A 20,623-nucleotide genomic window follows, 5' to 3' on the forward strand; every position below is an offset into this window, starting at 1 on the left:
GCCAGGCCTCAGCGCAGGGCGGCGCTGACCGCCCGCCGCGGGTTGTGGACGCGATCCCCCACGGCCAGCGTTCGACTGGCCTCCATAATCAGGCCGTAGCTCATCTTCTGATAGGCCTTGAAGACCATCACCAGCCCGGCATCCTCCCCCGGCAGGCGCAGCTGCTCGCCGGTACGCGGGTCGCTGACCAGTTCGCCACGCTGCTCGACTCTCAGCACATGGCCGGGCTCGAGCCCGTCACGGCGGCCGCGATCCAGCGCCACGACCTGCAGGCGACCGATGAACTGCACGCCCCCGGGCACCGCCAGGATGGTGCCTTCCACCTCGCGCTCGGGCGCGCGGGGAACAAACTCGGTCACCAGCCCACGATCCTCCAGGGGCAGCACGATATCGCCGTTGCGCACCTCCTGCTGCGACGAGGTCACCTCCAGCACCGCCATCTCGGCCTCCTGACGCTCGCGGCGTGCCTGGCCGACCCCCTCCAGCTCGAGGCCCAGCAGCTCACCGCTGGCCGGGTCCAGGAAGCGCTCCCCCACGCGATAGAATCCTACACGACCGATGGCAGGCACCTCGCCCCGCGCATAGAGCCGATCCCCCACGCCGCTCATCAATCGGCGGTCGTCACCCCCTACCACATAGGCCAGCTCCTCGAGGGCCTCGGGATCATCGACGATGCGGTGTTCACGCAGGAAGTGACGAATATCCTCCAGGGGGATCGGGGTAATCGCTTCGCGATGCGGGATGGTGCGCATCTCCGGAGAAAGCCGCACCTGACCCTGGCCGCGTTCGAGCCCGATGCAGGGGCGACCATCGCAGTCATAGAGGTAGACCACGTCCCCGGGGTAAATCAGGTGCGGATTACGGATCTGGGGGTTGACCTGCCACACCTCGGGCCATTGCCAGGGGTGGCGCAGGAAGCGTCCCGAGATATCCCACAGGGTGTCACCCCGCACCACGGTATAGCGGTCCGGGGCATCACCGCGCAGGCCATCCTCCCAGCTCAACCCCTGGGCCTGAGCGCCGGCGGCCACGGCCAGGCCCAGCCCCGCCGCCAGGCCCAACCACGCGCGCCGCATCTTGCCGTCAACCGTTTGCCTCATCCCTGCTCTCCCCCGCGTGTCACCGACCAATGCCATGGAGCGCTACCGGCGTGATATAGTCTGATGTTATCGACGTGCTGCGATTCCGGCCCTGTCGCCGACGTACGCATCACACCTGGAATTAGTGTCATTGTGTAAATGACAGCATAACGGTGAAACCAACGCCATGGCCAAATTACCTATCCTCGAATATCCCGACGAGCGCCTGCGCACCAAGGCGGCGCCGGTGGAAGCGGTCGACGACGAGGTGCGCCGGCTGGTCGACGATATGCTGGAGACCATGTACGACGCCCGGGGCATCGGCCTGGCCGCCACGCAGGTGGACGTGCATCGCCGCGTCATCGTCATGGACGTCAGCGACGATCGCTCGACACCCCTGGTGCTGATCAACCCCGAGGTCTCGCCCATCGGCGAAGAGCGCGAGCCGATGCAGGAGGGGTGTCTGTCGATCCCCGAGTACTACGCCGATGTGCCCCGCGCCCTGCGTGTTCACCTCAAGGCACTGGATCGCGGCGGCCAGCCCTACGAACTGGAAGCCGACGGCCTGCTCGCACACTGTATCCAGCACGAGCAGGATCACCTCGAGGGTGTGCTGTTCGTCGACTACCTCTCGCCGCTCAAGCGCGACCGGGTGATCAAGAAGATGCAGAAGCGCCAGAAGTTGATGCAGGGCGCCTGAGCCTCCTCCGCCAGCTTCACGAAGGCCGACGCCGAACGCGTCGGCCTTCGTCGTTTACGGCAAGCTCCGTTATCATGCAGGTATCCACTTACGGCCAGGCTGTCCCCATGTCCCGACCCCTCAATATCATCTTCGCCGGCACCCCCGATTTCGCCGCCGAGAGCCTCGCGGCGCTGCTGGCCAGCCACCACCGCATCGTCGCCGTCTATACCCAGCCCGACCGCCCCGCCGGGCGCGGCCGCAGGCTGACGCCGAGCCCCGTCAAGCGGCTCGCCCTGGAACACGAACTGCCGGTCTACCAACCCGAGAGCCTCAAACCCGCCGAGGCTCAGGCCGAACTGGCCGCCATTGATGCCGATATCATGGTAGTGGTGGCCTATGGCCTGATTCTGCCGAAGGCGGTGCTCGATACGCCGCGACTCGGCTGCCTCAATATCCACGCCTCGCTGCTGCCGCGCTGGCGTGGTGCGGCGCCCATCCAGCGCGCCATCGAGGCCGGCGACGCCGAGAGCGGTGTCACCATCATGCAGATGGATGTCGGGCTCGACACCGGTGACATGCTGCTGGTGCGACGCACCCCCATCACCACCACGACGACCGGTGGCGAGCTTCACGACAGCCTGGCGACACTCGGTGGCGAAGCGATCGTCGAGGCACTGGATGCCCTCGTCGAGGAGGGCCTCGTGGCCACTCCGCAGCCCGAGGCAGGCGTTACCTATGCGGCCAAGCTCTCCAAGGCCGAGGCCGAGCTGGACTTTCGCGAACCTGCCGCGGCACTGGCCGCTCGAGTGCGCGCCTTCAACCCCTGGCCGGTGGCCTGGTGCACCTTCGACGCCGACCGCCTGCGCCTGTTGATGGCCGAAGCGAGCGATCTCGCCGCCAACGAGCCTCCCGTCGCGCCCGGCACCCTGCTCGAGCATGACGGCGACGCGCTGCGCATCGCCTGTGGCCCCAAAGGCCGTGAGGTGCTGCGCGTCACCCGCGCCCAGCTGCCCGGTGGCAGGGCACTGCCGGTCAAGGACCTACTGCACGCCCGAGCCGATCGTTTCCCCGCTGGCCTGCTCCTCGGCCACCATCACGAGGAGACCTCCTCATGAGTCAGCCCCCCTCCAACGGCAAGTCGCGCCGCACCGCCTCGCGTGGGCTGGAGAATGACGGCGGCCTGGCGGTCCGTGCCGCCGCCGCCCGCGCCCTGGTGCCGGTGATCACCGGCAAGGGGTCGCTTGCCGGCCTCGATGACCATCAGGTGGTAGCCCGCGACCGCGCCCTGTTCAAGGCGTTGTGCTTCGGTGCCTGTCGCACCCTGCCACGCCTTGAGGCGCTCTCCGGGAAGCTGCTGAACAAGCCCTTCAAGGTGCGTGATGCCGATGTCCAGGCGCTGCTGCTGGTGGGCATCTACCAGCTGCTCTACCTGCGCATACCCGCGCACGCCGCCGTCGGCGAGACCGCCGGCGCCGCTCGTCTGATCGGCAAGGAGTGGGCCACTCGGGTGCTGAATGGCTGCCTGCGCCGCCTGCAGCGTGAGTCCGCCACCCTGCTGGCCGACGTGGACCGCGACCCGGCGGTGGCGCTGCTGCACCCCAAGTGGCTACTCAAGTCGCTGCGCCAAGCCTGGCCGGATGACTGGCGCGCCGTGGCCGAGGCCAACAATGTCCCCGGCCCCATGACGCTGCGCGTCAATCGCCGTCATGGCGACCGCGAGGCCTATCTCGAGCGACTCGACGCGGCGGGCCTCGAGGGACGGCTGTGCGCCCATGCGCCGGATGGCATCACCCTGGAGACCCCCTGCGACGTCTTCGAGCTGCCCGGCTTCGACACCGGTCACGTCAGCGTTCAGGATGAGGCCGCCCAGCTTGCCACAGTGCTGCTCGGACCCACCCTGGCCCCCCGCCCCGGCGCCCGAGTGCTGGATGCCTGCTGCGCCCCGGGAGGCAAGACCAGCCATCTGCTGGAGGTCTTCGATATCGACATGCACGCAGTGGACAGCGACGCCGAGCGCCTGGCGCGTGTCGAGGATGCCCTGCAGCGCCTCGGCCTGAAGGCCCGCCTGGCCCACGGAGATGCCACCGCCCGCGACTGGTGGGACGGCACCCCGTTCGAGGCGATTCTGCTTGATGCTCCCTGCTCCGGCAGTGGGGTGATCCGGCGACATCCGGATATCAAGCGCCTGCGACGCGCCGCTGACATCAAGACCCTGGCCAAGCTCCAGGCACGCCTGCTCGACAACCTCTGGCCCCTGCTGCGCCCTGGCGGTACCCTGCTCTATGCCACCTGTTCGGTACTGCCCGAGGAGAACAGCGAGCAGGTCGCCGCCTTCCTGGCGCGCACCCCGGATGCCGAGGCGACCACACCGCGCGACGTCGCCTGGGGCCGCCCTGCCGGTGCCGGGCAGCAACTGCTGCCGGAGGCCGACAGTCACGATGGGTTCTTCTATGCCAGACTTAAGAAAGGCTAGTACTACAGTCGTAACTGAATAAGCTACAATGCATGTGGTTGATATGGAAGCGATCACAGGGTGAAGGATGCAAGAACTGGATCTCTCTGTCTCAGCATTGTTGGATGACCTGGCAGAGCGGTTAGGCCCGCTCTTTCCGCGTTCGGAAACGCGCGATCGCGCACTACGCTACCTCCAGGGTCTGCTCAGTCAGTGCGAACGTAAGAATAGCTGGCATCTGGCGCCTTGCCATGGGTTCATCCGTGTCAGTGATCCAAACACCGACACTACACGAAAACTTCAGATCAGGCACTTAGCAGAACGGCCATTCACACTCTCTACAGCCTCCGAGCTATACAGTATCGTAGGATTCCCCGTACCTTCAAAGGAAAAGTCTTCTCCGATCACGGCACCCACAATCGCTGGCGTCCCTGTCGACTGAATCTGCCCCCCATTCATTATCACAAGACCACTAAACCTGTCATCACCCCCAAAAACTAGCGTTCCCCCATCAATGACGACAACACCACTTGCAGAGCCAGGACTGACTGTCTGACCCGGCCCAGCGTAAAAAACCTCACTAGAACCAGGTGCTTTTCCTACAGCCTCTTTAATCTCCTGGCGAATAACCTTCTTGATCGCCACCCAGCCATCTTCACTAATGTCATAACCTGAAAAACCCAACGACTCCTTGAACTCGTTGTATTGGTCCTTTGTATAAATCTCGTCACCCAACACTCCACCACCCGTTGACGACCCGGTAGCAGTAGAATTCCTATCCGCCATTATAACTGCAGGCACCATAACTTTATTTCCATCGCCATCAAGAATTGGTTCAGGGCGATTCGATCCGGTTGTTTTCCCATCCATTTTCCGGTCGGTGCCGTCAATGGCAGGCCCGGAATTACCCTGCCCGGGCATGAAATCACACTCACTACCCAGACAGCTCACTGTCGCCTCAGGGAAAAAACCAAGGAAAGCGCCAGACACCCTTACAAAAACCGGATTGCTTTCAGATATAACCGTTTCTTCTTCACCACCCACACCCTGCATTAACGAACCCATGGCAACAATATAGTCACCTTCCAACAGTCCACTTCCAAAGGCTCTTTCTGGCAATTCCATGTAGCAGGCCAAGCTGTCGCCTGTGGATAAGCATGATTCAGATGCAACATCCTTTGAGCCCAAAAGCTCATTAAAGCTGGACCAACGAAGGCCACCATCACCCCAGTCGTAGTTAGTAACAACACTCCTTGAGATCTTGTCTCTTGGAGCCGAGGCAAGGGCAGTCAGCATTGCGGAGGCCGCATGTTCTGCATTCATCTGCGCCTGAGCAGCTGCCTTGAAATTCCCCGCCATACGCTCATCAACCATGGACGAATGCATGCTGGTCACCCCCAGCATGAGCGAGACCGCTATCACCGACAGCACGACAAGCAGCGCGGCGCCCCTTTGTTGCTTCACGTTGCTTGTACCCGGTAGCGTTTTCACGAAATGTTAGGCCTCAATCGTTTCAGTATCAGCGCGCGTGAGAGCCAACACTGTTTTCTTGACCCGTCACTGCAGTGCCGCACAACCGAAGTGGCATACAAACCTTTCCGTTAGCGACAGCCGCCACCATCTTACCCCATCCTTCACCGGGCGCGTGAGCCCTCACTCTTGGCCTACCCACCGGCAACCACGGCGTGCAGCTTGCCTCCTGTTGTAAACATGCCGCCATGGCGCTATAACCCAGTGATCTCTCGGTTGTTCCTACTCCACCTGCCTGTCTCCATCAGTACAATTTGCATCGGCCCATGCCAGCCTGGATCACTGCCCTCTGGTTAGCCAGATGGGCGTTGCCGTGAACAACCCGGCGGAGGCACAACTAGCAAAGCAATCAAGGCTATCGTGCGCCCCAACCGGAAATGTTGAACCGAGAGGTCTTTGACCCACCCTTTAGGTAATCGCGATAGTTCTCGCCAATCAGGTTAAACGCCCCTTCAACTGCTGTCTCGTTGAAATATACCGACCCTTTCTTCCCACCACCGCTGAACATCAAGTTGAGATGCTGCGAGCGCTTGGAGAAGTCAAAAACTTGTGAGTCGTCGTCTAATGTTTTCATGTGCGGATTCGCCGCAAGAACCAGTCCTTCTACCACCGCAGTCCCCCCGAGAGCCAGGTCACCGCCTAGGTAGACGAGCACTCCACAAAACTTCTTGTTTCCCGAATGATCAAAACTATTCACAACCGCAAACTTATAAACCGAGCATGAATCATCCTTACCGACAAAATCAGAGTCCGACAAAGTGGTAGAAGTATTGCCTGACTCCATCGCCACCTGATAAATTTCGCCCAGAAAGGCCATGGAATCCAGACCAGTCTGCCCTAAGTTACCCCCATAATCGTAACCATCAGGGAACGTATCCTTTGAGGCGATGCTATCAAGAGTTGATGAGTTAAGCTCCACACCTTCGTAATACATGGAGCTAACACTCCCAGTTCCCGAGTCTTCGTCACCGAAGTCACCACCCGCCACCCTAGAGTTTTCAGAGGTGGGGTACCAGACCTCCTCCTTCCCTGGATTACTCCCAACCTTTTTATTTATATTGTGAATACCACCATAGATGTTTAACGCAGCGGAAACACCACCGTATGAAGAAACGAGGTCCACGACCAATGGCTCACTGACGGCGATCACCCCGCCACCCTCCACCACGACCCCCATCGCAGCGACATACTGGTTTCCCGCATTATCCTTAATAAAGCGATAGTAGCATTCGGTTTGCGTTCCTGGACACACATCCAAGCTCAGACTATCCGGCGACAACTTCCCCTTTTCTCCCGTAAACTTCACCCAATCTATCGCATGTAGGTTATTAATATTATACTCATCAGGAATTATAGAGCTAACACCATAATAAATAGAGACCACTCCCTCGGCGGCGGCTTTTTCCGCAGCCATCTGTGCTTGAGACTGTGCCTTGTAATTCCCCGCCATACGCTCATCCACCAAGGAGGATTGCATGCTGGAAATCCCCATCATCAGCGCCATCACCAGCATCACCAGTGTAACCGTCAGTGCGCTTCCGTTCTGTTGTTTCATGTTATTACTCCAACAAGGCCGACACACCAAGCAACTTACTTGGCCAGGGCGGCCACTCGATTCACGGCATGGAAGGTGATTCCCTCTGAATCGGAGTCACAGTCCTCATCCCCCGGCTCGGCGATCAGACAGAAGGTCACCTTATAGATGCCATTTTCCTCATCAGTCTCGATTACCTTGAGACCTTGGCCATTCGGGCCAAACCCGGTCACCAGAGGCTCAGGTTTAGCAATCAAACTGCCGCACTGCTGCTTCATCATCAGCGCCCACCCTTCAGAGGGACTGATGGCTTCTCCATCAGACACATAGTAATCACGTCCAACAACCTCTCCAGCATTACACCCATCCGCCTTGGAGACAGACCGGAATTGCAAGCTCAAGGTGTGCGGATCCGTGCTATCGTCCCAATCGATAAAGCCATTGTCGGAACGACGGATATCGCGAATGATCATCTCGGCGGAATAGGTCAGCGCTGCCTGCTTATTGCCCAGCAGCTCTACCAGACGAAAATTCTGCAGTCCCATTAGAAAGAGCTGTCCAGCCCCAAGTATGATGATCAGACCGATCGCCATGGCGATCATCATTTCAACTAAGGAAAAACCTGACTGGCTGTGACCAGAGCTGCGCATAAACTCTCTTCTCAATTCATATTCGGCAAGCGGAAACTGTATGTGAAATTGCCATCACCTTCCGCGCGGCGTTCTACCCACTTGACGACGACTTGATATTCACAACTACCAAGGGCATTACCATCCTCATCTGTATCTCGCAGGAGGCTTCCAGCATCAGGGATGACTACCCCTTCCCCTATCACCCAAGCGTTTTTCCAATCTTTCTCAATAGTGGATAAAGCAGTAGTTTCCGATGTATCTTCACCAGGACAGTATCGTTCTTCACTTTTGGCCAAGTACTTCCATGCTCGCTCTTGGGCATCAACAGCAGCAAGCGAGACTACAGAGCGCTGATACCCTATATGCGCCCCCTGCAGTGCCTTGAGCTGCATACCGGCTACCCCCAACAGGCCAATGGAGAGCACTAACAGCGCGATCAACGCTTCGATCAGGGTAAACCCTCGTGATGCCATCATCGCTTTCATGGTGATTCAAGACTCCTCAACTGGCAGAGGCTTGCCGACCCGGCCGAAACGGCTGACGGCGATCTTCTTGGAAGCTACCGAGCCGGCGTCATGGGCCAGGGTGATACAGCCGGCGCTGCAGTCGTCGGAGTCATCATCGATACGGCCCGTGGCATTGAAGGTGATCACCAAGTCCTCCTCATTCACCTCCTCTACTGTCAGCTTGCCACTGCCACCGGCTCGCTGTCGCAGCAGGTTGCCTTCATCATCCTTCACCTGATAGGACCAGCCTTGTGCGAGCTCGAAGCTCACCGGCTCGCGGCGCTTGATGGCTTCACTACGCGCGAACCGAAGCCCGGTCAGGATCTCGTTATATTCTGAAGCCATCTGCTGGTCGGCCACCATGTTGCGATATCCAGGCACGGCAACCGTCATCAAGATAATCGCTACTGCCATGGTGATCAGCAGTTCGATCAGGGTAAAGCCTCGCTGCGCCATCTAGTCAGTCCTCAGGACAGTCCGTTGTGACTTCCCCGGTTGCATTGATCGCCAGGCACTGCTCCTCGACATTCGCCCCAGATTCTGCCGTGGCAGCCAGTGAATACGAGGCGGCACTGCTGGAAGAGAACGCGAAACTATACGTTTCGGTAGCATTCAAATCCGGATCGCAGCTGCTGTAGCTGTAGTTTTCGGTATAACAGCGCTCTACTGCTGCAGCCCCCTCCATCAGCCTGGCCTCGGCCTCGGCAGTATTTGCGCGGGCCACATACTGGGTGTAACTCGGATACGCAATCGACGCCAAGATGCCGATGACGGCAACCGCAATCATCAGCTCGATAAGACTGAAGCCGGCGCTGTGCCGGGCAGTGCCTGCCGGACGCCGGGGAGTGCGTTGAGAGGTGTCGATGATCACGCGTGACGTCTCCCTACGAGTGATGTATTTGTTTCAGTATGTATCAAGAGGCGAGACTCCGGTAGGGTGATGGACCAAAAATGTCATGCTGCCAGGGTGAGCGGCATCCTGCACATATGCCATGACGGGCTAGGCGCTGAGTCGCTGCTGGCTACAGGGCATGATCGTCACCCCCTGACACCCATTCCCGTGTGGTGCGCCGCACACCCCTTCCCGGGAGACAGAAACGCCGCCGTCTTCCGGGTGACGGCGGCGTTTCCGGCTTGGCGCGGGCGGTGATTGCGGCGCCGCTACTCGCTGACGATCACGCGCTCACGCAGCTCGCGGGGCATGGAGAAGGTGATGGTCTCCTCGCGGCCGGCGAGCTCCTCGGGGGCGCTGGCGCCGAGGCTCTTGAGCCGCTCGATCACGCCCTGCACCAGCACCTCCGGGGCGCTGGCGCCGGCGGTGACGCCGATGGCATTGACGCCCTCGAGCCAGGCCGGGTCGATCTGGTCGGCGTTGTCAACCAGATAGGCGGGGGTGCCGACCCGCTCGGAGAGCTCACGCAGGCGGTTGGAGTTGGAGCTGTTGAGGCTTCCCACCACCAGCACCAGGTCCGCGCCGTCGGCGAGTTCGCGCACGGCGTCCTGGCGGTTCTGGGTGGCGTAGCAGATGTCATCCTTGCGCGGCCCCTGGATGTCCGGGAAGCGGGCGCGCAGGGCGTCGATCACCTTGGCGGTGTCATCCATGGAGAGGGTGGTTTGGGTAACATAGGCCAGGCGACTCGGATCCTTCACCTCGAGCGTGGCCACGTCCTCCTCGTTCTCCACCAGATGAATGGTGCCGCCGAGGCTGGTGTCGTAGCGCCCCATGGTGCCTTCCACCTCGGGGTGGCCGGCGTGGCCGATCAGCACGCACTCCTGACCACGGCGGGCGTAGCGCAGCACCTCCAGGTGCACCTTGGTGACCAGCGGGCAGGTGGCGTCGAACACCTTGAGGCCACGCTGCTCGGCCTCCTCCTGAACGGCGCGAGAGACGCCATGGGCGGAGAAGATCACGATCACGTCGTCGGGTACCTCATGGAGCTCCTCGACGAATACCGCTCCCCGCTCGCGCAGGCTGTCGACCACGAAGCGGTTATGGACCACCTCATGACGCACGTAGATCGGCGGACCGAACACGTCCAGCGCACTGTTGACGATCTCGATGGCGCGGTCGACGCCAGCGCAGAAGCCACGGGGATTGGCGAGCCTGATTTGCATGGTGAAAAATTCCTTGATGCGAAGCAGCATCAGTCAAACTGATTGCCAAGGCTGGCGAGCTTTAGAACGTTTGGCGTGAGCTTTTGGGTCAGACCCCAGCATAGCCGCCAAGCATGGCATTGTGCACAAAGCGAGGCAAACCCGACGCCTCCAAGGCTTTCCATCAGAGGCGCCGCCAGGCGTGGGGTGGCTTAGTGGGTAGTGGCCGGCACTACGTCGATGATCTCGACCTCGAAGGTCAGGGTACGCCCCGCCAGCGGGTGGTTGAAGTCCACGTCCACCTGCTCCCCCTCGATGGCGCTGATCACGCCGGGCAGCTCGCCGCCGGCGGGGTCGGCGAAGGACATCACGGTGCCGATCTCCAGGGGCTCTTCACCGAAGTCCTCGCGCTTGAGGCGCTGGATGTTCTGCGGGTTGTGCTGGCCGAAGGCGTGCTCCGGGGTGATCTCGAAGGTGGCGCTCTCGCCGGCGCTCATGCCCTTCATGGGGTGTTCGAAGCCGGGCGGCAGGTTGCCGTCGCCCAGCTGGAAGGTGGCCGGGGCCTTGTCGCGGGTGGAGTCCACCACGGTGCCGTCTTCCAGCTTGAGGGTGAAGTGCAGGGTCACTTCCATGCCCTCGTCGATGCGGTGCTGCGGGCTGTTCTGGTCGGTCATGGGTATCAGACTCGAATAAGGTGAAGATCGCCCGATAAATCGGGCTCCTGCGATAAAATCCTTGTCAGTTTCGCTGGCGGGCTCGGCGCTTCTCGCCGAACACCGACTCCCAGATCAGCCCGATGGCGCCCAGGGTGATGCCGATGTCCGCCACGTTGAAGGCGGGGTAGTACCAGCCCGCCGCGTGGAAGGAGAGGAAGTCGACCACATAGCCGTGCACCAGGCGGTCGTAGAGGTTGCCCAGGGCGCCGCCGATGATCATGGCCAGCGACGCCGCGAGCAGCGTCTCGTCGCGCTTGAGCCGGCGCATCCAGAGCGTCAGCCCGATGCTGGCCCCCACCGCGATGGTGGCGAACAGCCAGCGCTGCCAGCCTGGGTGGCTGGCCAGGAAGCTGAAGGCCGCGCCGGTGTTGTGCAGCAGCGTCAGGTTGAAGAACGGCAACACCTCCACCGGCCGGGCGTACTGCAGCCAGGCGGAGGCGGCGTACTTGGTGGCCAGGTCGAGCACGACCACCGCCAGCGCCAGCCATAGCCAGCGCAGGGGCTGGTGCACCGGCGGTATGGGCGACACCTCACGCATAGTGACGCGTCTCGCCCGGGCCATCCGGCAGGTTGCTGATGCAACGGCCGCAGAGGTCGACATGCGCGGCGTGGCTGCCCACATCCTCGCGGTGGTGCCAGCAGCGCTCGCACTTCTGGTTCGGGCTCTCGTTGACGGCGACCCTGAGGCCCTCGAGCTCGGTGGCCTCGGCCCCCTCGGGCGTTTCACCCTCGGCCAGCGGTGCCAGGCGCACCTCGCTGGTCAGCATCACGAAGCGCAGCTCGTCGCCCAGCTTGGCCAGCGTGGCGTGCAGGGCATCGTCCACGTAGAGGGTGACCTCGGCGGCCAGGCTGCCCTTGATCGCCTTGGCGTTACGGGCGTCTTCCAGGCACTTGTTGACCGCCTGCTTGACGTTGAGCACCTGCTCCCAGAAGTCGCGGCCCATCTCGGCGTCATCGGCCAGGGTCTCGAGCCCGGTGTAGTACTCCTCGAGCAGCACGCTGTCGCCGCGCGTCCCGGGGATATGCTCATGGATCTCCTCGGCGGTGAAGCTGAGGATCGGCGCCACCCAGCGCGAGAGCGCCTCGACCACGTGGTAGAGTGCGGTCTGGGCACTGCGGCGCGCCACCGAGTCGGCCTGGGTGGTGTACTGACGATCCTTGATCACGTCCAGGTAGAAGCCGCCCAGCTCGCGGGCACAGAAGCCGTGCACCTGCTGGTAGACATCCAGGAAGCGATACTCCTCATAGGCGGTCTCGATGCGCGCCTGCAGCTGGGCGGCACGGTCCACCACCCACTGGTCCAGGGCCAGCATCTCATCGAACGGCAGCGCGTCACGCTGCGGCTCGAAGCCGTTGAGGTTGGCGAGCAGGAAGCGCGAGGTGTTGCGGATGCGGCGATAGACATCGGCGGTGCGCTTGAGGATCTCGTCGGAGACCGCCATCTCGCCGGAGTAGTCGGTGGAGGCGGCCCACAGGCGCAGGATGTCGGCGCCGAGCTTGTCCATCACCTGCTGGGGGGCGACCACGTTGCCCACCGACTTGGACATCTTGCGGCCCTGGGCATCCACGGTGAAGCCGTGGGTGAGCAGGCCACGGTACGGCGGGTGGCCGTCGATGGCGCAGCCGGTCAGCAGCGAGGAGTGGAACCAGCCGCGGTGCTGGTCGGAGCCCTCCAGGTAGAGGTCGGCGCGCGGGCCGCTCTCATGGCCGTGGGGGTGCGAGCCACGCAGCACATGGCGATGGGTGGTGCCGGAGTCGAACCACACGTCCAGGGTATCGGTGACCTTGTCGTAGTCGGCAGCCTCCTCGCCCAGCAGCTCGGCGGGATCGAGGCGGAACCAGGCATCGATGCCCTCGGCCTCGACACGCTTGGCGGCCTCCTCCATCAGCTCGACCGTGCGCGGATGCAGCTCGCCGCTGGCCTTGTGCAGGAAGAACGGAATCGGCACACCCCAGTTGCGCTGGCGGGAGATACACCAGTCGGGACGGTTGGCGATCATGCTGTGCAGGCGCGCCTTGCCCCAGGCCGGGGTGAAGCGGGTGGCCTCGATGCCCTCGAGCGCACGCTCGCGCAGGGTGCGACCATCCTTGCCGGCCACGTCCATGCCCACGAACCACTGGGCGGTGGCGCGGTAGATCACCGGCGTCTTGTGGCGCCAGCAGTGCATGTAGCTGTGGGTGATCGGCTTGTGAGCCATCAGCGCGCCGACCTCCTCGAGCTTGGCGACGATCTGGGGGTTGGCCTTCCAGATCATCTGGCCACCGAAGAACGGCAGGCTGTCGACGTAGACGCCGTTGCCCTGCACCGGGCTCTCGATCTCGTCGAAGGTCATGCCGTGGGCTCGGCAGGTCACGAAGTCATCCACGCCGTAGGCCGGCGCCGAGTGGACGATGCCGGTGCTGCCCACTTCACACTCCACGTAGTCGGCCAGATAGACCGGCGACAGGCGCTCATAGAGCGGATGGCGGAAGCGGATGCCGTCGAAGGCCTCGCCACGGGCGGTGGCGATCACCTCGCCGCTCAGGCCGAAGCGCTCCAGGCACGACTCCACCAGCTCCTCGGCCAGCACCAGCAGCCGCTCGCCGGTGTCCACCAGGGCGTAGGTGAACTCCGGGTGCATGTTGAGCGCCTGGTTGGCGGGAACGGTCCAGGGCGTGGTGGTCCAGATGACCACCGCGGCCGGCTTGGGCAGCGCCTCCAGGCCGAAGACGGCCGCCAGGCGGTCCGCGTCCTCGATCGGGAAGGCCACGTCGATGGCGTCGGACTGCTTGTCCTGGTACTCCACCTCGGCCTCGGCCAGTGCCGAGCCACAGTCGAAGCACCAGTTGACCGGCTTCAGCCCCTTGAACACATAGCCGGCCTCGACCATGTCGGCCAGGGCGCGGATCTCGCCCGCCTCGTTGGCGTAGTCCATGGAGCGGTAGGGGTTGTCCCAGTCGCCGACCACGCCCAGGCGCACGAAGTCCTTGAGCTGCTCCTGGATCTGCTCGGCGGCATACTCGCGGCACAGCTCGCGGGCACGCTCGGGCTCCAGCTGCTTGCCGTGGGTGGTCTCCACCTTGTGCTCGATGGGCAGGCCATGGCAGTCCCAGCCGGGCACGTAGGGGGCATCGAAGCCGGCCAGGTTCTTCGACTTGACGATGATGTCCTTGAGGATCTTGTTGACGGCGTGACCGATATGAATGCTGCCATTGGCGTAGGGAGGGCCATCGTGCAGCACGAACAGCTCACGACCCTGGCGCGCCTCGCGCAGGCGGTGGTAGATATCCTGCTGCTGCCACTGGGCCAGCCGCTCGGGCTCGCGCTTGGGCAGCATGCCGCGCATGGGGAAGTCGGTTTCTGGCAGGTTCAGAGTGGGCTTGTAGTCGCTCATATTCTGGGGATCAGCCGTCGTCATGGTCGGCGGAGATACCCGCCGAGGAATCGAGTGTCACGGCCTCGCGCGCCAGCGGCGCCGATGCCAGAGGAAGAGAATCATCGTTACCGAAGGTCTCGGGGTGCCGAGCGCTCTTAGCACCGGCTTCGGGGTGCAGAGAACCGTTAGCACCGGCTTCGGGGTGCTTAAAGAAATAATCGCGAGCACGCTGCTGGTCGAGACCGATCTGATGCTTGAGCGCCGCGAAGTCCTCGAACTTCACCTCGCCGCGCAGCTTGGCACAGGGCACCACCACCAGACGCTCGCCATAGAGGTCACCGTCGAAGTCGAACAGGTGCACCTCGAGCACCGGCCGCACGCTGCCCACCGTGGGCCGCCAGCCGATATTGGCCACCCCCGGCAGGCGGCGACCATCGGGCAGCTCGGTCAGTACCGCATAGACCCCATGCAACGCCAGTGAGCGCATCGGCTGGGGCAGGTTGGCGGTGGGCACGCCGATGGTGCGGCCAAGCTTCTGGTCGGCCACCACGCGGCCGCCCAGACGATAGGGCCGCCCCAGCAGGCGTGCCGCGGCCTCGAAGTTGCCGCTGGCCAGCAGGGTGCGAATACGGCTGCTGGAGACCCGCTCATCGTCGATGGTAAAGGTGCGGGTATGCTCCACGCCGAAGCCTTCGGTCTCGCCCACCGCGGTCAGCAGATGAAAGTCGCCACGGCGGTCGCAGCCGAAGCGGAAGTCATCGCCCACCACCAGGTGGCGCACGCCCAGCCCCTGGATCAGCACCCGCTGGATGAAGGCCTCGGCGGTCAGGCTGCGCAGGGCGTCGTTGAACGGCAGGCAGAGCACACGCTCCACCCCCGCCTCGCCGAGCAGCCGCACCTTGTCGCGCAGGCGGGTAAGCCGCGGCGGCGCCTGGTCTTCGGCGAAGAACTCGCGGGGCTGTGGTTCGAACACCACCACCGTCACCGGCAGGCCGAGACGTCTGGCCTGCTCGCGACACTGCTCGAGAATCGCCTGATGCCCGCGGTGGACCCCATCGAAGTTGCCGATGGTGGCCACGCAGCCACGATGCTCGTCGCGCAGGTTGTGCAGTCCTCGAATCACTTGCATGGCGTGCTGGAGCCCCGCTCGGCGTCGAATGGTGGTTAAATCGTCGATTATACCGGACAGACGGCCCCTTGACAGCCGGGCCCGCCTAGCCCTTCATCCTGAAGTGCCTGAGCCGCACCCCGGTGGCGGCCAGCCAGGCGAAGTAGAGGCCCGCACCGCCGATCACCAGCGCCGCCAGCCAGGCGACACGCTGCCAGACACCCCAGCCGAGCCACGCCTGCCAGTCGGGAGAGAACCACCAGAGGCCGAGCCCCATCACCGCGCAGCCACCCAGCAGCTGTACCGCATAGCGACCCCAGCCGGGCTGGAACACCAGCACGCCCTGCTTCCTGAGCAGCCAGCCCAGCAGGCCGGCGTTCATGAATGCCGAGAGCGCGGTGGCCAGCGCCAGGCCCGCGTGGGCCAGGGGCCAGATCAGGATCAGGTTGAAGACCATATTGGCGACCATGGCGATGATGCCGACCTTCACCGGGGTCTTGGTGTCCTGGCGAGCGAAGAAGCCCGGCGCCAGCACCTTGATCAGCATGAAGGCCACCAGCCCCAGGGAGTAAGCCCGCAGGCTCATCGCCGCCATGGCGATATCGCGCTCGGTCATGGCGCCGTAGTGGAACAGCGAGATCAGCAGAGGCTCGGCGAGCAGGGTCAGGGCCAGGGCCGCAGGCAGACCCAGCAGCAGCACGGTGCGGATCGCCCAGTCGAGCATGGCGCTGAAGTGCTCGCCGGACTGCTCGGCATGGCGGCGCGACAGGGCCGGCAGGATCACGGTGCCGATGGCGATGCCGAACACCCCCAGCGGCAGCTCCACCAGACGGTCGGAGTAGTAGAGCCAGGAGACGCTGCCCGCCGCCAGCAACGAGGCGAGCACGGTGTCCAGCAGCAGATTGATCTGTGATACCGAGACGCCGAACAGCGCCGGCACCATCAGCTTCATGATCCGTTTGACGCCGGCATGGGCGAAACTGGGCCAGGGCCGCGGCGCCAGCCCCAGCCGCACCAGGAAGGGCACCTGGAAGGCGAGCTGAGCCACACCGGCGATCAATACCCCCCAGGCCAGCGCCATGGCCGGCTCGCTCATCAGCGGGGTCAGCAGCAGCGCCGCCCCGATCAGCGAGAGATTGAGCAGCACCGGGGTGAAGGCCGGCACCGCGAAGCGGTTCCAGGTGTTGAGCACGCTGCCGGCAAAGGCCGTGAGCGAGATCAGCAGCAGATAGGGGAAGGTGAGGCGCAGCATGTCGGCGGTGAGCGCCAGCTTGGCCGGGTCACGACCGAAGCCGGGGGCAAACACCCATACCAGCCAGGGGGCGGCAAACATGGCCAGCGCGGTCAGCAGGAACAGCACCGCGGCCAGGCTGCCGGAGACGGCATCGAGCAGTTCGCGCACCTCGCGTCGGCTGCCCCGGGTGGCGTACTCCGAGAGCACCGGCACGAAGGCCTGATTGAAGGCGCCCTCGGCGAACAGCCGGCGCATGAAGTTGGGGATCTTGAAGGCGACGAAGAAGGCGTCGGCCCCCTGCCCCGCGCCGAACAGCGCGGCGATCACCACGTCACGCGCCAGCCCCATCACCCGCGAGAGCATGGTCATCACGCTGACCACCAGGCCCGAGCGCATCAGCCCGCCGCCCTTGGGGGCCACTACCCTGTCGTTCTCGTCCACCGCTGCCGGTGGCGCCTGTTCGCGATCCGCCACGTCTGTTCCTCGGCTTGATAACTAACGGCCACAAAAAAACCGGCCGCAGCCGGTTTTTTCACGAGATGCCGGCCAGTGGCCGGCTCTCGATGGCATCGGACCGGCTTAGGCAGCCAGGGCCTTGATGCGCTTGTTCAGGCGGCTCTTCAGGCGCGCGGCCTTCTTCTTGGAAAGCACGTCCTTGTCGGCGATGCGGTCGATGACCGGCTGCGCCTTCTGGAAGGCGGTCATCGCCTCGGCGTGGTCACCACCGTTGATGGCGGTGATAACGCGCTTGATGTAGGTGCGGACCATGCTGCGCTGACTGGCCTTCAGGACACGACGACCTTCGGCCTGACGGGCGCGCTTGCGAGCTTGCTTGCTGTTTGCCACTTGCTGTCTCCTTGGAGATTCTTCGCCGCCCATGTAATGACGGCTGCGATAACGTATTGATCCGGCAGCAAAGAGTCATCTTTACCGCCGGTTTGGCCATCTGGCCGACCGCTGCTGGTGCGGCGATCGTTCACGGGCCGTGTCTGAGAGGATGGCGCATCCTACCATAGCCCGGGCGGGGCTTGCCAGCATGTCTACAAGGCCATCGCTGCTGCGAATCCAAGGGGCGCTGGGGACAAGCCGAAGAGAAGGTCCTACGCCAGGGAAGGCGTCGGTAGCGCCCAGGGAGGGGTTCACAGCGCCTTCTCGTCGGTCCGGCGCTCCGGGGCTTGTCGCCAGATCAGCCCCGAGCCACCAGGCTGTTAAATCGTTAACGATAGCCCTGACCTACAGCACCACCAGATTGTCGCGATGGATCAGCTCCGGTGCTTCCATAAAGCCGAGGATCGCCTCGATCTGGTGGCTGGGCTGCCCGATGATGCGCTGTGCGTCGTCGAGCCCATAGTTGACCAGCCCCTTGGCCACCCGCTCGCCCTGCTCGTCGACACACAGCACCATATCGCCGCGCCGAAACTGCCCGGCGGCCGCCCTCACCCCGACCGGCAGCAGGCTGGAGCCGCTTTCGCGCAGCACCTTCACCGCGCCGGCGTCCAGGGTCAGGGTGCCGCGCACCTGGAGCTGCCCGGCCAGCCAGCGCTTGCGCGCCGCCATGGGGGCCTGATCGGGCCGCAACAGGGTGCCCAGGCGCTCGCCATCGACCAGCCGAACCAGCACATCGGACTGACGACCGCTGGCAATGGCGGTGACGGCACCGGAGCGCGCCGCCAGGCTGGCGGCACGAATCTTGGTGGTCATGCCGCCACGCCCCAGCGCCCCGCCGCCGCCGGCCACGGCCGCCAGGGCCGGGTCGTCGGCACGCCCCTCGGCGATCAGCCGGGCCTCGGGGTTCAAGCGCGGGTCGGCGTCGAACAGCCCCTCCTGGTCGGTGAGGATGACCAGGGCGTCGGCCTGCAGCAGGTTGGCCACCAGGGCCCCCAGGGTGTCGTTGTCGCCAAAGCGGATCTCGTCGGTGACCACGGTGTCGTTCTCGTTGATCACCGGCACCACCCGCAGGTCGACCAGGGTGCGCAGCGCCGAGCGTGCATTGAGGTAGCGCTTGCGGTTGGAGAGGTCATCGTGGGTCAGCAGCACCTGGGCGGTGAGCAGGTCATGGCGCGCGAAGTGGCCCTCGTAACACTCGGTGAGGCCATTCTGGCCTACCGCCGCCGCGGCCTGCAGCTCATGCACCGCCGAGGGGCGCGCCTGCCAGCCGAGTCGCACCATGCCCGCGGCCACGGCGCCGGAGGAGACCAGCACCACCTCGATGCCACGCCGATGCAGCGTGGCGATCTGATCGACCCAGCCGCCGATCGCCGCCTCGTCGAGATCACGCCCGTCGTTGGTCAGCAGGGCGCTGCCGATCTTTACCACCACCCGGCGGGCGCCCTTCAGCGCCTCGCGACCCATCACCTGCTCGTCACTGTCCATTCGCTCATAACCCTGGCATCCATGGGGTCAGACCCCCAACCAGATGGGGTCTGACCCCATCGACTCCCGGCACCGACAAGAGCTCTCTCAGGGCGCGTATTCAACTTCGACATCGTAGTCGTCGTCATCGAAGTCATCATCGTCCTCGGCGGAGGGCTTGCGCTTGCGCCCCAGGCGCGCCTCGGTACGGGCCACTGCCTCTTCCTCCATGCGCTCGCGCATCTCGCGGGCGCGCTCGGCGGCCTCCTCGTCCTCGTTCTCCAGGCGGCGCTGCTCGGTGAGCCAGCGGTAGGCCGCCTGCACCAGCGCATCGGTGCCATCGCTGCCGATCGCCGAGACACGGAACACCGGGCCCTCCCAGCCCAGGCGACGCACGATCTCGTCGGCCGTGGCCTCGCGCTCCTCCGGCGGGAGCAGGTCGAGCTTGTTGAGCACCAGCCAGCGTGGCAGCTCGGCCAGGGCCGGCGAGAACTCGCCCAGCTCGTGGATGATCGCCTCGGCGGCCTCCACCGGGTCGGACTCGTCGAAGGGCGCCACATCCACCACGTGAAACAGTAGCCGGGTGCGGGTCAGGTGCTTGAGGAAGCGCAGCCCCAGGCCGGCGCCATCCGAGGCACCCTCGATCAGCCCCGGCACATCGGCCATCACGAAGTGCTCGTGCATGCCGAGCTTTACCACCCCCAGGTTGGGCACCAGAGTGGTAAAGGGGTAGTTGGCCACCTTGGGCTTGGCCGCGGAGACGGCACGGATCAGCGTCGACTTGCCCGCGTTGGGCAGGCCCAGCAGCCCCACGTCGGCCATCACCTTCATCTCCAGACGCAGGTTGCGGCGCTCGCCATCGGTACCTGGCGTGGTGCGACGCGGCGCACGGTTGGTGGAGGACTTGAAGTGGATATTGCCAAGCCCGCGGCGGCCACCCTGGGCGACCAGCACCACCTGGCCGATCTCGGTGACGTCGGCGATCACCTCGAGGGTGTCCTCGTCGATCACTGTGGTACCCACCGGCACCTTGACGTGCAGGTCCTCACCGGCCTTGCCGCTCATCTGCCGACCCATGCCGGGCTGGCCGTTCTGGGCCTTGTAGAAGCGCTGGTACTTGAAGTCGATGAGGGTGTTGAGGGCGTCGTCACCGATCAGGTAGACGCTGCCACCATGGCCGCCGTCGCCGCCATCGGGGCCACCCTTGGGCACGTATTTCTCGCGCCGGAAGCTGAGGCAGCCGTTGCCCCCCTTGCCGGCTTCCACAATGATCGAGGATTCGTCGACGAACTGCATCTGTCACTCTCCAGGCTGCCTGTACCGCTCCGGCCGCCATAATAAAGACAAG

At 63.8% G+C, this 20,623-nt stretch carries 19 protein-coding genes; 3 read left to right on the forward strand and 16 right to left on the reverse strand.

Annotation, left to right across the window (positions count from 1 at the left end; genetic code table 11):
* Positions 1–8 precede the first annotated feature (8 nt).
* Complete coding sequence (locus tag GRB80_RS14355; RefSeq protein WP_237562001.1) at positions 9–1,100, reverse strand: LysM peptidoglycan-binding domain-containing protein; 1,092 nt, start codon at positions 1,098–1,100, stop codon at positions 9–11.
* Between the two features lie 166 nt (positions 1,101–1,266).
* Here GRB80_RS14355 and def point away from each other — a divergent pair, with 166 nt between their 5' ends.
* From def to rsmB, 3 genes are all read left to right on the forward strand, one after another.
* Positions 1,267–1,779, forward strand: coding sequence for a peptide deformylase (gene def / locus GRB80_RS14360; RefSeq protein ID WP_161424018.1), 513 nt, complete (start codon positions 1,267–1,269; stop codon positions 1,777–1,779).
* 107 nt (positions 1,780–1,886) lie between these two features.
* A complete protein-coding gene (gene fmt / locus GRB80_RS14365) occupies positions 1,887–2,876 on the forward strand; it encodes a methionyl-tRNA formyltransferase (RefSeq protein WP_161424019.1) in 990 nt (329 codons plus the stop codon).
* Positions 2,873–4,234, forward strand: a complete 1,362-nt coding sequence (gene rsmB / locus GRB80_RS14370; protein WP_132043597.1) for a 16S rRNA (cytosine(967)-C(5))-methyltransferase RsmB — start codon at positions 2,873–2,875, stop codon at positions 4,232–4,234. The genes fmt and rsmB overlap by 4 nt, the downstream gene beginning before the upstream one ends.
* Positions 4,235–4,513: 279 nt before the next feature.
* Here the strand turns inward: rsmB and GRB80_RS14375 are convergent, their stop codons facing one another.
* From GRB80_RS14375 to cgtA, 15 genes are all read right to left on the reverse strand, one after another.
* Positions 4,514–5,704: a pilus assembly PilX family protein gene (locus GRB80_RS14375; RefSeq protein WP_161424020.1), complete on the reverse strand. Its 1,191-nt coding sequence runs from the start codon at positions 5,702–5,704 to the stop codon at positions 4,514–4,516.
* A gap of 394 nt (positions 5,705–6,098) precedes the next feature.
* On the reverse strand, positions 6,099–7,298 hold the full coding sequence (locus tag GRB80_RS14380; protein WP_161424021.1) for a pilus assembly PilX family protein: 1,200 nt from the start codon (positions 7,296–7,298) through the stop codon (positions 6,099–6,101).
* Between the two features lie 35 nt (positions 7,299–7,333).
* Positions 7,334–7,927 (reverse strand): PilW family protein, encoded by a 594-nt coding sequence (locus GRB80_RS14385; protein WP_161424022.1) that lies wholly within the window; start codon positions 7,925–7,927, stop codon positions 7,334–7,336.
* 11 nt (positions 7,928–7,938) lie between these two features.
* On the reverse strand, positions 7,939–8,394 hold the full coding sequence (locus tag GRB80_RS14390; RefSeq protein ID WP_237562002.1) for a prepilin-type N-terminal cleavage/methylation domain-containing protein: 456 nt from the start codon (positions 8,392–8,394) through the stop codon (positions 7,939–7,941).
* Positions 8,395–8,400: 6 nt separating this feature from the next.
* Positions 8,401–8,871 carry a GspH/FimT family pseudopilin gene (locus GRB80_RS14395; RefSeq protein WP_161424372.1) on the reverse strand — a complete coding sequence of 157 codons (471 nt, stop codon included), beginning with the start codon at positions 8,869–8,871 and terminating at the stop codon, positions 8,401–8,403.
* Between the two features lie 4 nt (positions 8,872–8,875).
* Positions 8,876–9,286 carry a type IV pilin protein gene (locus tag GRB80_RS14400; RefSeq protein ID WP_161424023.1) on the reverse strand — a complete coding sequence of 137 codons (411 nt, stop codon included), beginning with the start codon at positions 9,284–9,286 and terminating at the stop codon, positions 8,876–8,878.
* 290 nt (positions 9,287–9,576) lie between these two features.
* Positions 9,577–10,530 (reverse strand): 4-hydroxy-3-methylbut-2-enyl diphosphate reductase, encoded by a 954-nt coding sequence (gene ispH / locus GRB80_RS14405; RefSeq protein ID WP_132044197.1) that lies wholly within the window; start codon positions 10,528–10,530, stop codon positions 9,577–9,579.
* A gap of 191 nt (positions 10,531–10,721) precedes the next feature.
* Entirely contained in the window at positions 10,722–11,183 is a 462-nt protein-coding gene (gene fkpB, locus GRB80_RS14410) for an FKBP-type peptidyl-prolyl cis-trans isomerase (protein WP_161424024.1), read from the reverse strand.
* A gap of 64 nt (positions 11,184–11,247) precedes the next feature.
* Complete coding sequence (lspA, locus tag GRB80_RS14415) at positions 11,248–11,763, reverse strand: signal peptidase II (protein ID WP_161424025.1); 516 nt, start codon at positions 11,761–11,763, stop codon at positions 11,248–11,250.
* On the reverse strand, positions 11,756–14,599 hold the full coding sequence (gene ileS / locus GRB80_RS14420) for an isoleucine--tRNA ligase (protein WP_202597236.1): 2,844 nt from the start codon (positions 14,597–14,599) through the stop codon (positions 11,756–11,758). Before ileS ends, lspA begins: the two co-directional genes overlap by 8 nt.
* A gap of 10 nt (positions 14,600–14,609) precedes the next feature.
* Complete coding sequence (ribF, locus tag GRB80_RS14425; protein WP_161424027.1) at positions 14,610–15,710, reverse strand: bifunctional riboflavin kinase/FAD synthetase; 1,101 nt, start codon at positions 15,708–15,710, stop codon at positions 14,610–14,612.
* An 85-nt stretch (positions 15,711–15,795) separates the two neighbouring features.
* Positions 15,796–17,319: a murein biosynthesis integral membrane protein MurJ gene (gene murJ / locus GRB80_RS14430; RefSeq protein ID WP_161424373.1), complete on the reverse strand. Its 1,524-nt coding sequence runs from the start codon at positions 17,317–17,319 to the stop codon at positions 15,796–15,798.
* Between the two features lie 183 nt (positions 17,320–17,502).
* A complete protein-coding gene (gene rpsT / locus GRB80_RS14435) occupies positions 17,503–17,769 on the reverse strand; it encodes a 30S ribosomal protein S20 (RefSeq protein ID WP_132044187.1) in 267 nt (88 codons plus the stop codon).
* Between the two features lie 387 nt (positions 17,770–18,156).
* Positions 18,157–19,296 carry a glutamate 5-kinase gene (proB, locus tag GRB80_RS14440; protein ID WP_161424028.1) on the reverse strand — a complete coding sequence of 380 codons (1,140 nt, stop codon included), beginning with the start codon at positions 19,294–19,296 and terminating at the stop codon, positions 18,157–18,159.
* Between the two features lie 87 nt (positions 19,297–19,383).
* The gene (gene cgtA, locus GRB80_RS14445; protein ID WP_132044183.1) at positions 19,384–20,571 is read right to left on the reverse strand and encodes an Obg family GTPase CgtA; all 1,188 of its coding nucleotides are present in this window, start codon (positions 20,569–20,571) and stop codon (positions 19,384–19,386) included.
* Between the last annotated feature and the right edge of the window lie 52 nt (positions 20,572–20,623).

The sequence above is a fragment of the Halomonas icarae genome, from assembly GCF_009901955.1.
GTDB classification, from domain to species: Bacteria; Pseudomonadota; Gammaproteobacteria; order Pseudomonadales; family Halomonadaceae; genus Halomonas; species Halomonas icarae.

What these genes read in the sequence shown, in the direction of transcription:
- GRB80_RS14355 (WP_237562001.1), bottom strand. Translation starts at nt 1,100, where the DNA reads ATGAGGCAAACGGTTGACGGCAAGATGCGGCGCGCGTGGTTGGGCCTG.
- def (WP_161424018.1), top strand. Translation starts at nt 1,267, where the DNA reads ATGGCCAAATTACCTATCCTCGAATATCCCGACGAGCGCCTGCGCACC.
- fmt (WP_161424019.1), top strand. Translation starts at nt 1,887, where the DNA reads ATGTCCCGACCCCTCAATATCATCTTCGCCGGCACCCCCGATTTCGCC.
- rsmB (WP_132043597.1), top strand. Translation starts at nt 2,873, where the DNA reads ATGAGTCAGCCCCCCTCCAACGGCAAGTCGCGCCGCACCGCCTCGCGT.
- GRB80_RS14380 (WP_161424021.1), bottom strand. Translation starts at nt 7,298, where the DNA reads ATGAAACAACAGAACGGAAGCGCACTGACGGTTACACTGGTGATGCTG.
- GRB80_RS14385 (WP_161424022.1), bottom strand. Translation starts at nt 7,927, where the DNA reads ATGCGCAGCTCTGGTCACAGCCAGTCAGGTTTTTCCTTAGTTGAAATG.
- GRB80_RS14390 (WP_237562002.1), bottom strand. Translation starts at nt 8,394, where the DNA reads ATGAAAGCGATGATGGCATCACGAGGGTTTACCCTGATCGAAGCGTTG.
- GRB80_RS14395 (WP_161424372.1), bottom strand. Translation starts at nt 8,871, where the DNA reads ATGGCGCAGCGAGGCTTTACCCTGATCGAACTGCTGATCACCATGGCA.
- ispH (WP_132044197.1), bottom strand. Translation starts at nt 10,530, where the DNA reads ATGCAAATCAGGCTCGCCAATCCCCGTGGCTTCTGCGCTGGCGTCGAC.
- fkpB (WP_161424024.1), bottom strand. Translation starts at nt 11,183, where the DNA reads ATGACCGACCAGAACAGCCCGCAGCACCGCATCGACGAGGGCATGGAA.
- lspA (WP_161424025.1), bottom strand. Translation starts at nt 11,763, where the DNA reads ATGCGTGAGGTGTCGCCCATACCGCCGGTGCACCAGCCCCTGCGCTGG.
- ileS (WP_202597236.1), bottom strand. Translation starts at nt 14,599, where the DNA reads ATGAGCGACTACAAGCCCACTCTGAACCTGCCAGAAACCGACTTCCCC.
- ribF (WP_161424027.1), bottom strand. Translation starts at nt 15,710, where the DNA reads ATGCAAGTGATTCGAGGACTGCACAACCTGCGCGACGAGCATCGTGGC.
- murJ (WP_161424373.1), bottom strand. Translation starts at nt 17,319, where the DNA reads ATGCGCTCGGGCCTGGTGGTCAGCGTGATGACCATGCTCTCGCGGGTG.
- proB (WP_161424028.1), bottom strand. Translation starts at nt 19,296, where the DNA reads ATGGACAGTGACGAGCAGGTGATGGGTCGCGAGGCGCTGAAGGGCGCC.
- cgtA (WP_132044183.1), bottom strand. Translation starts at nt 20,571, where the DNA reads ATGCAGTTCGTCGACGAATCCTCGATCATTGTGGAAGCCGGCAAGGGG.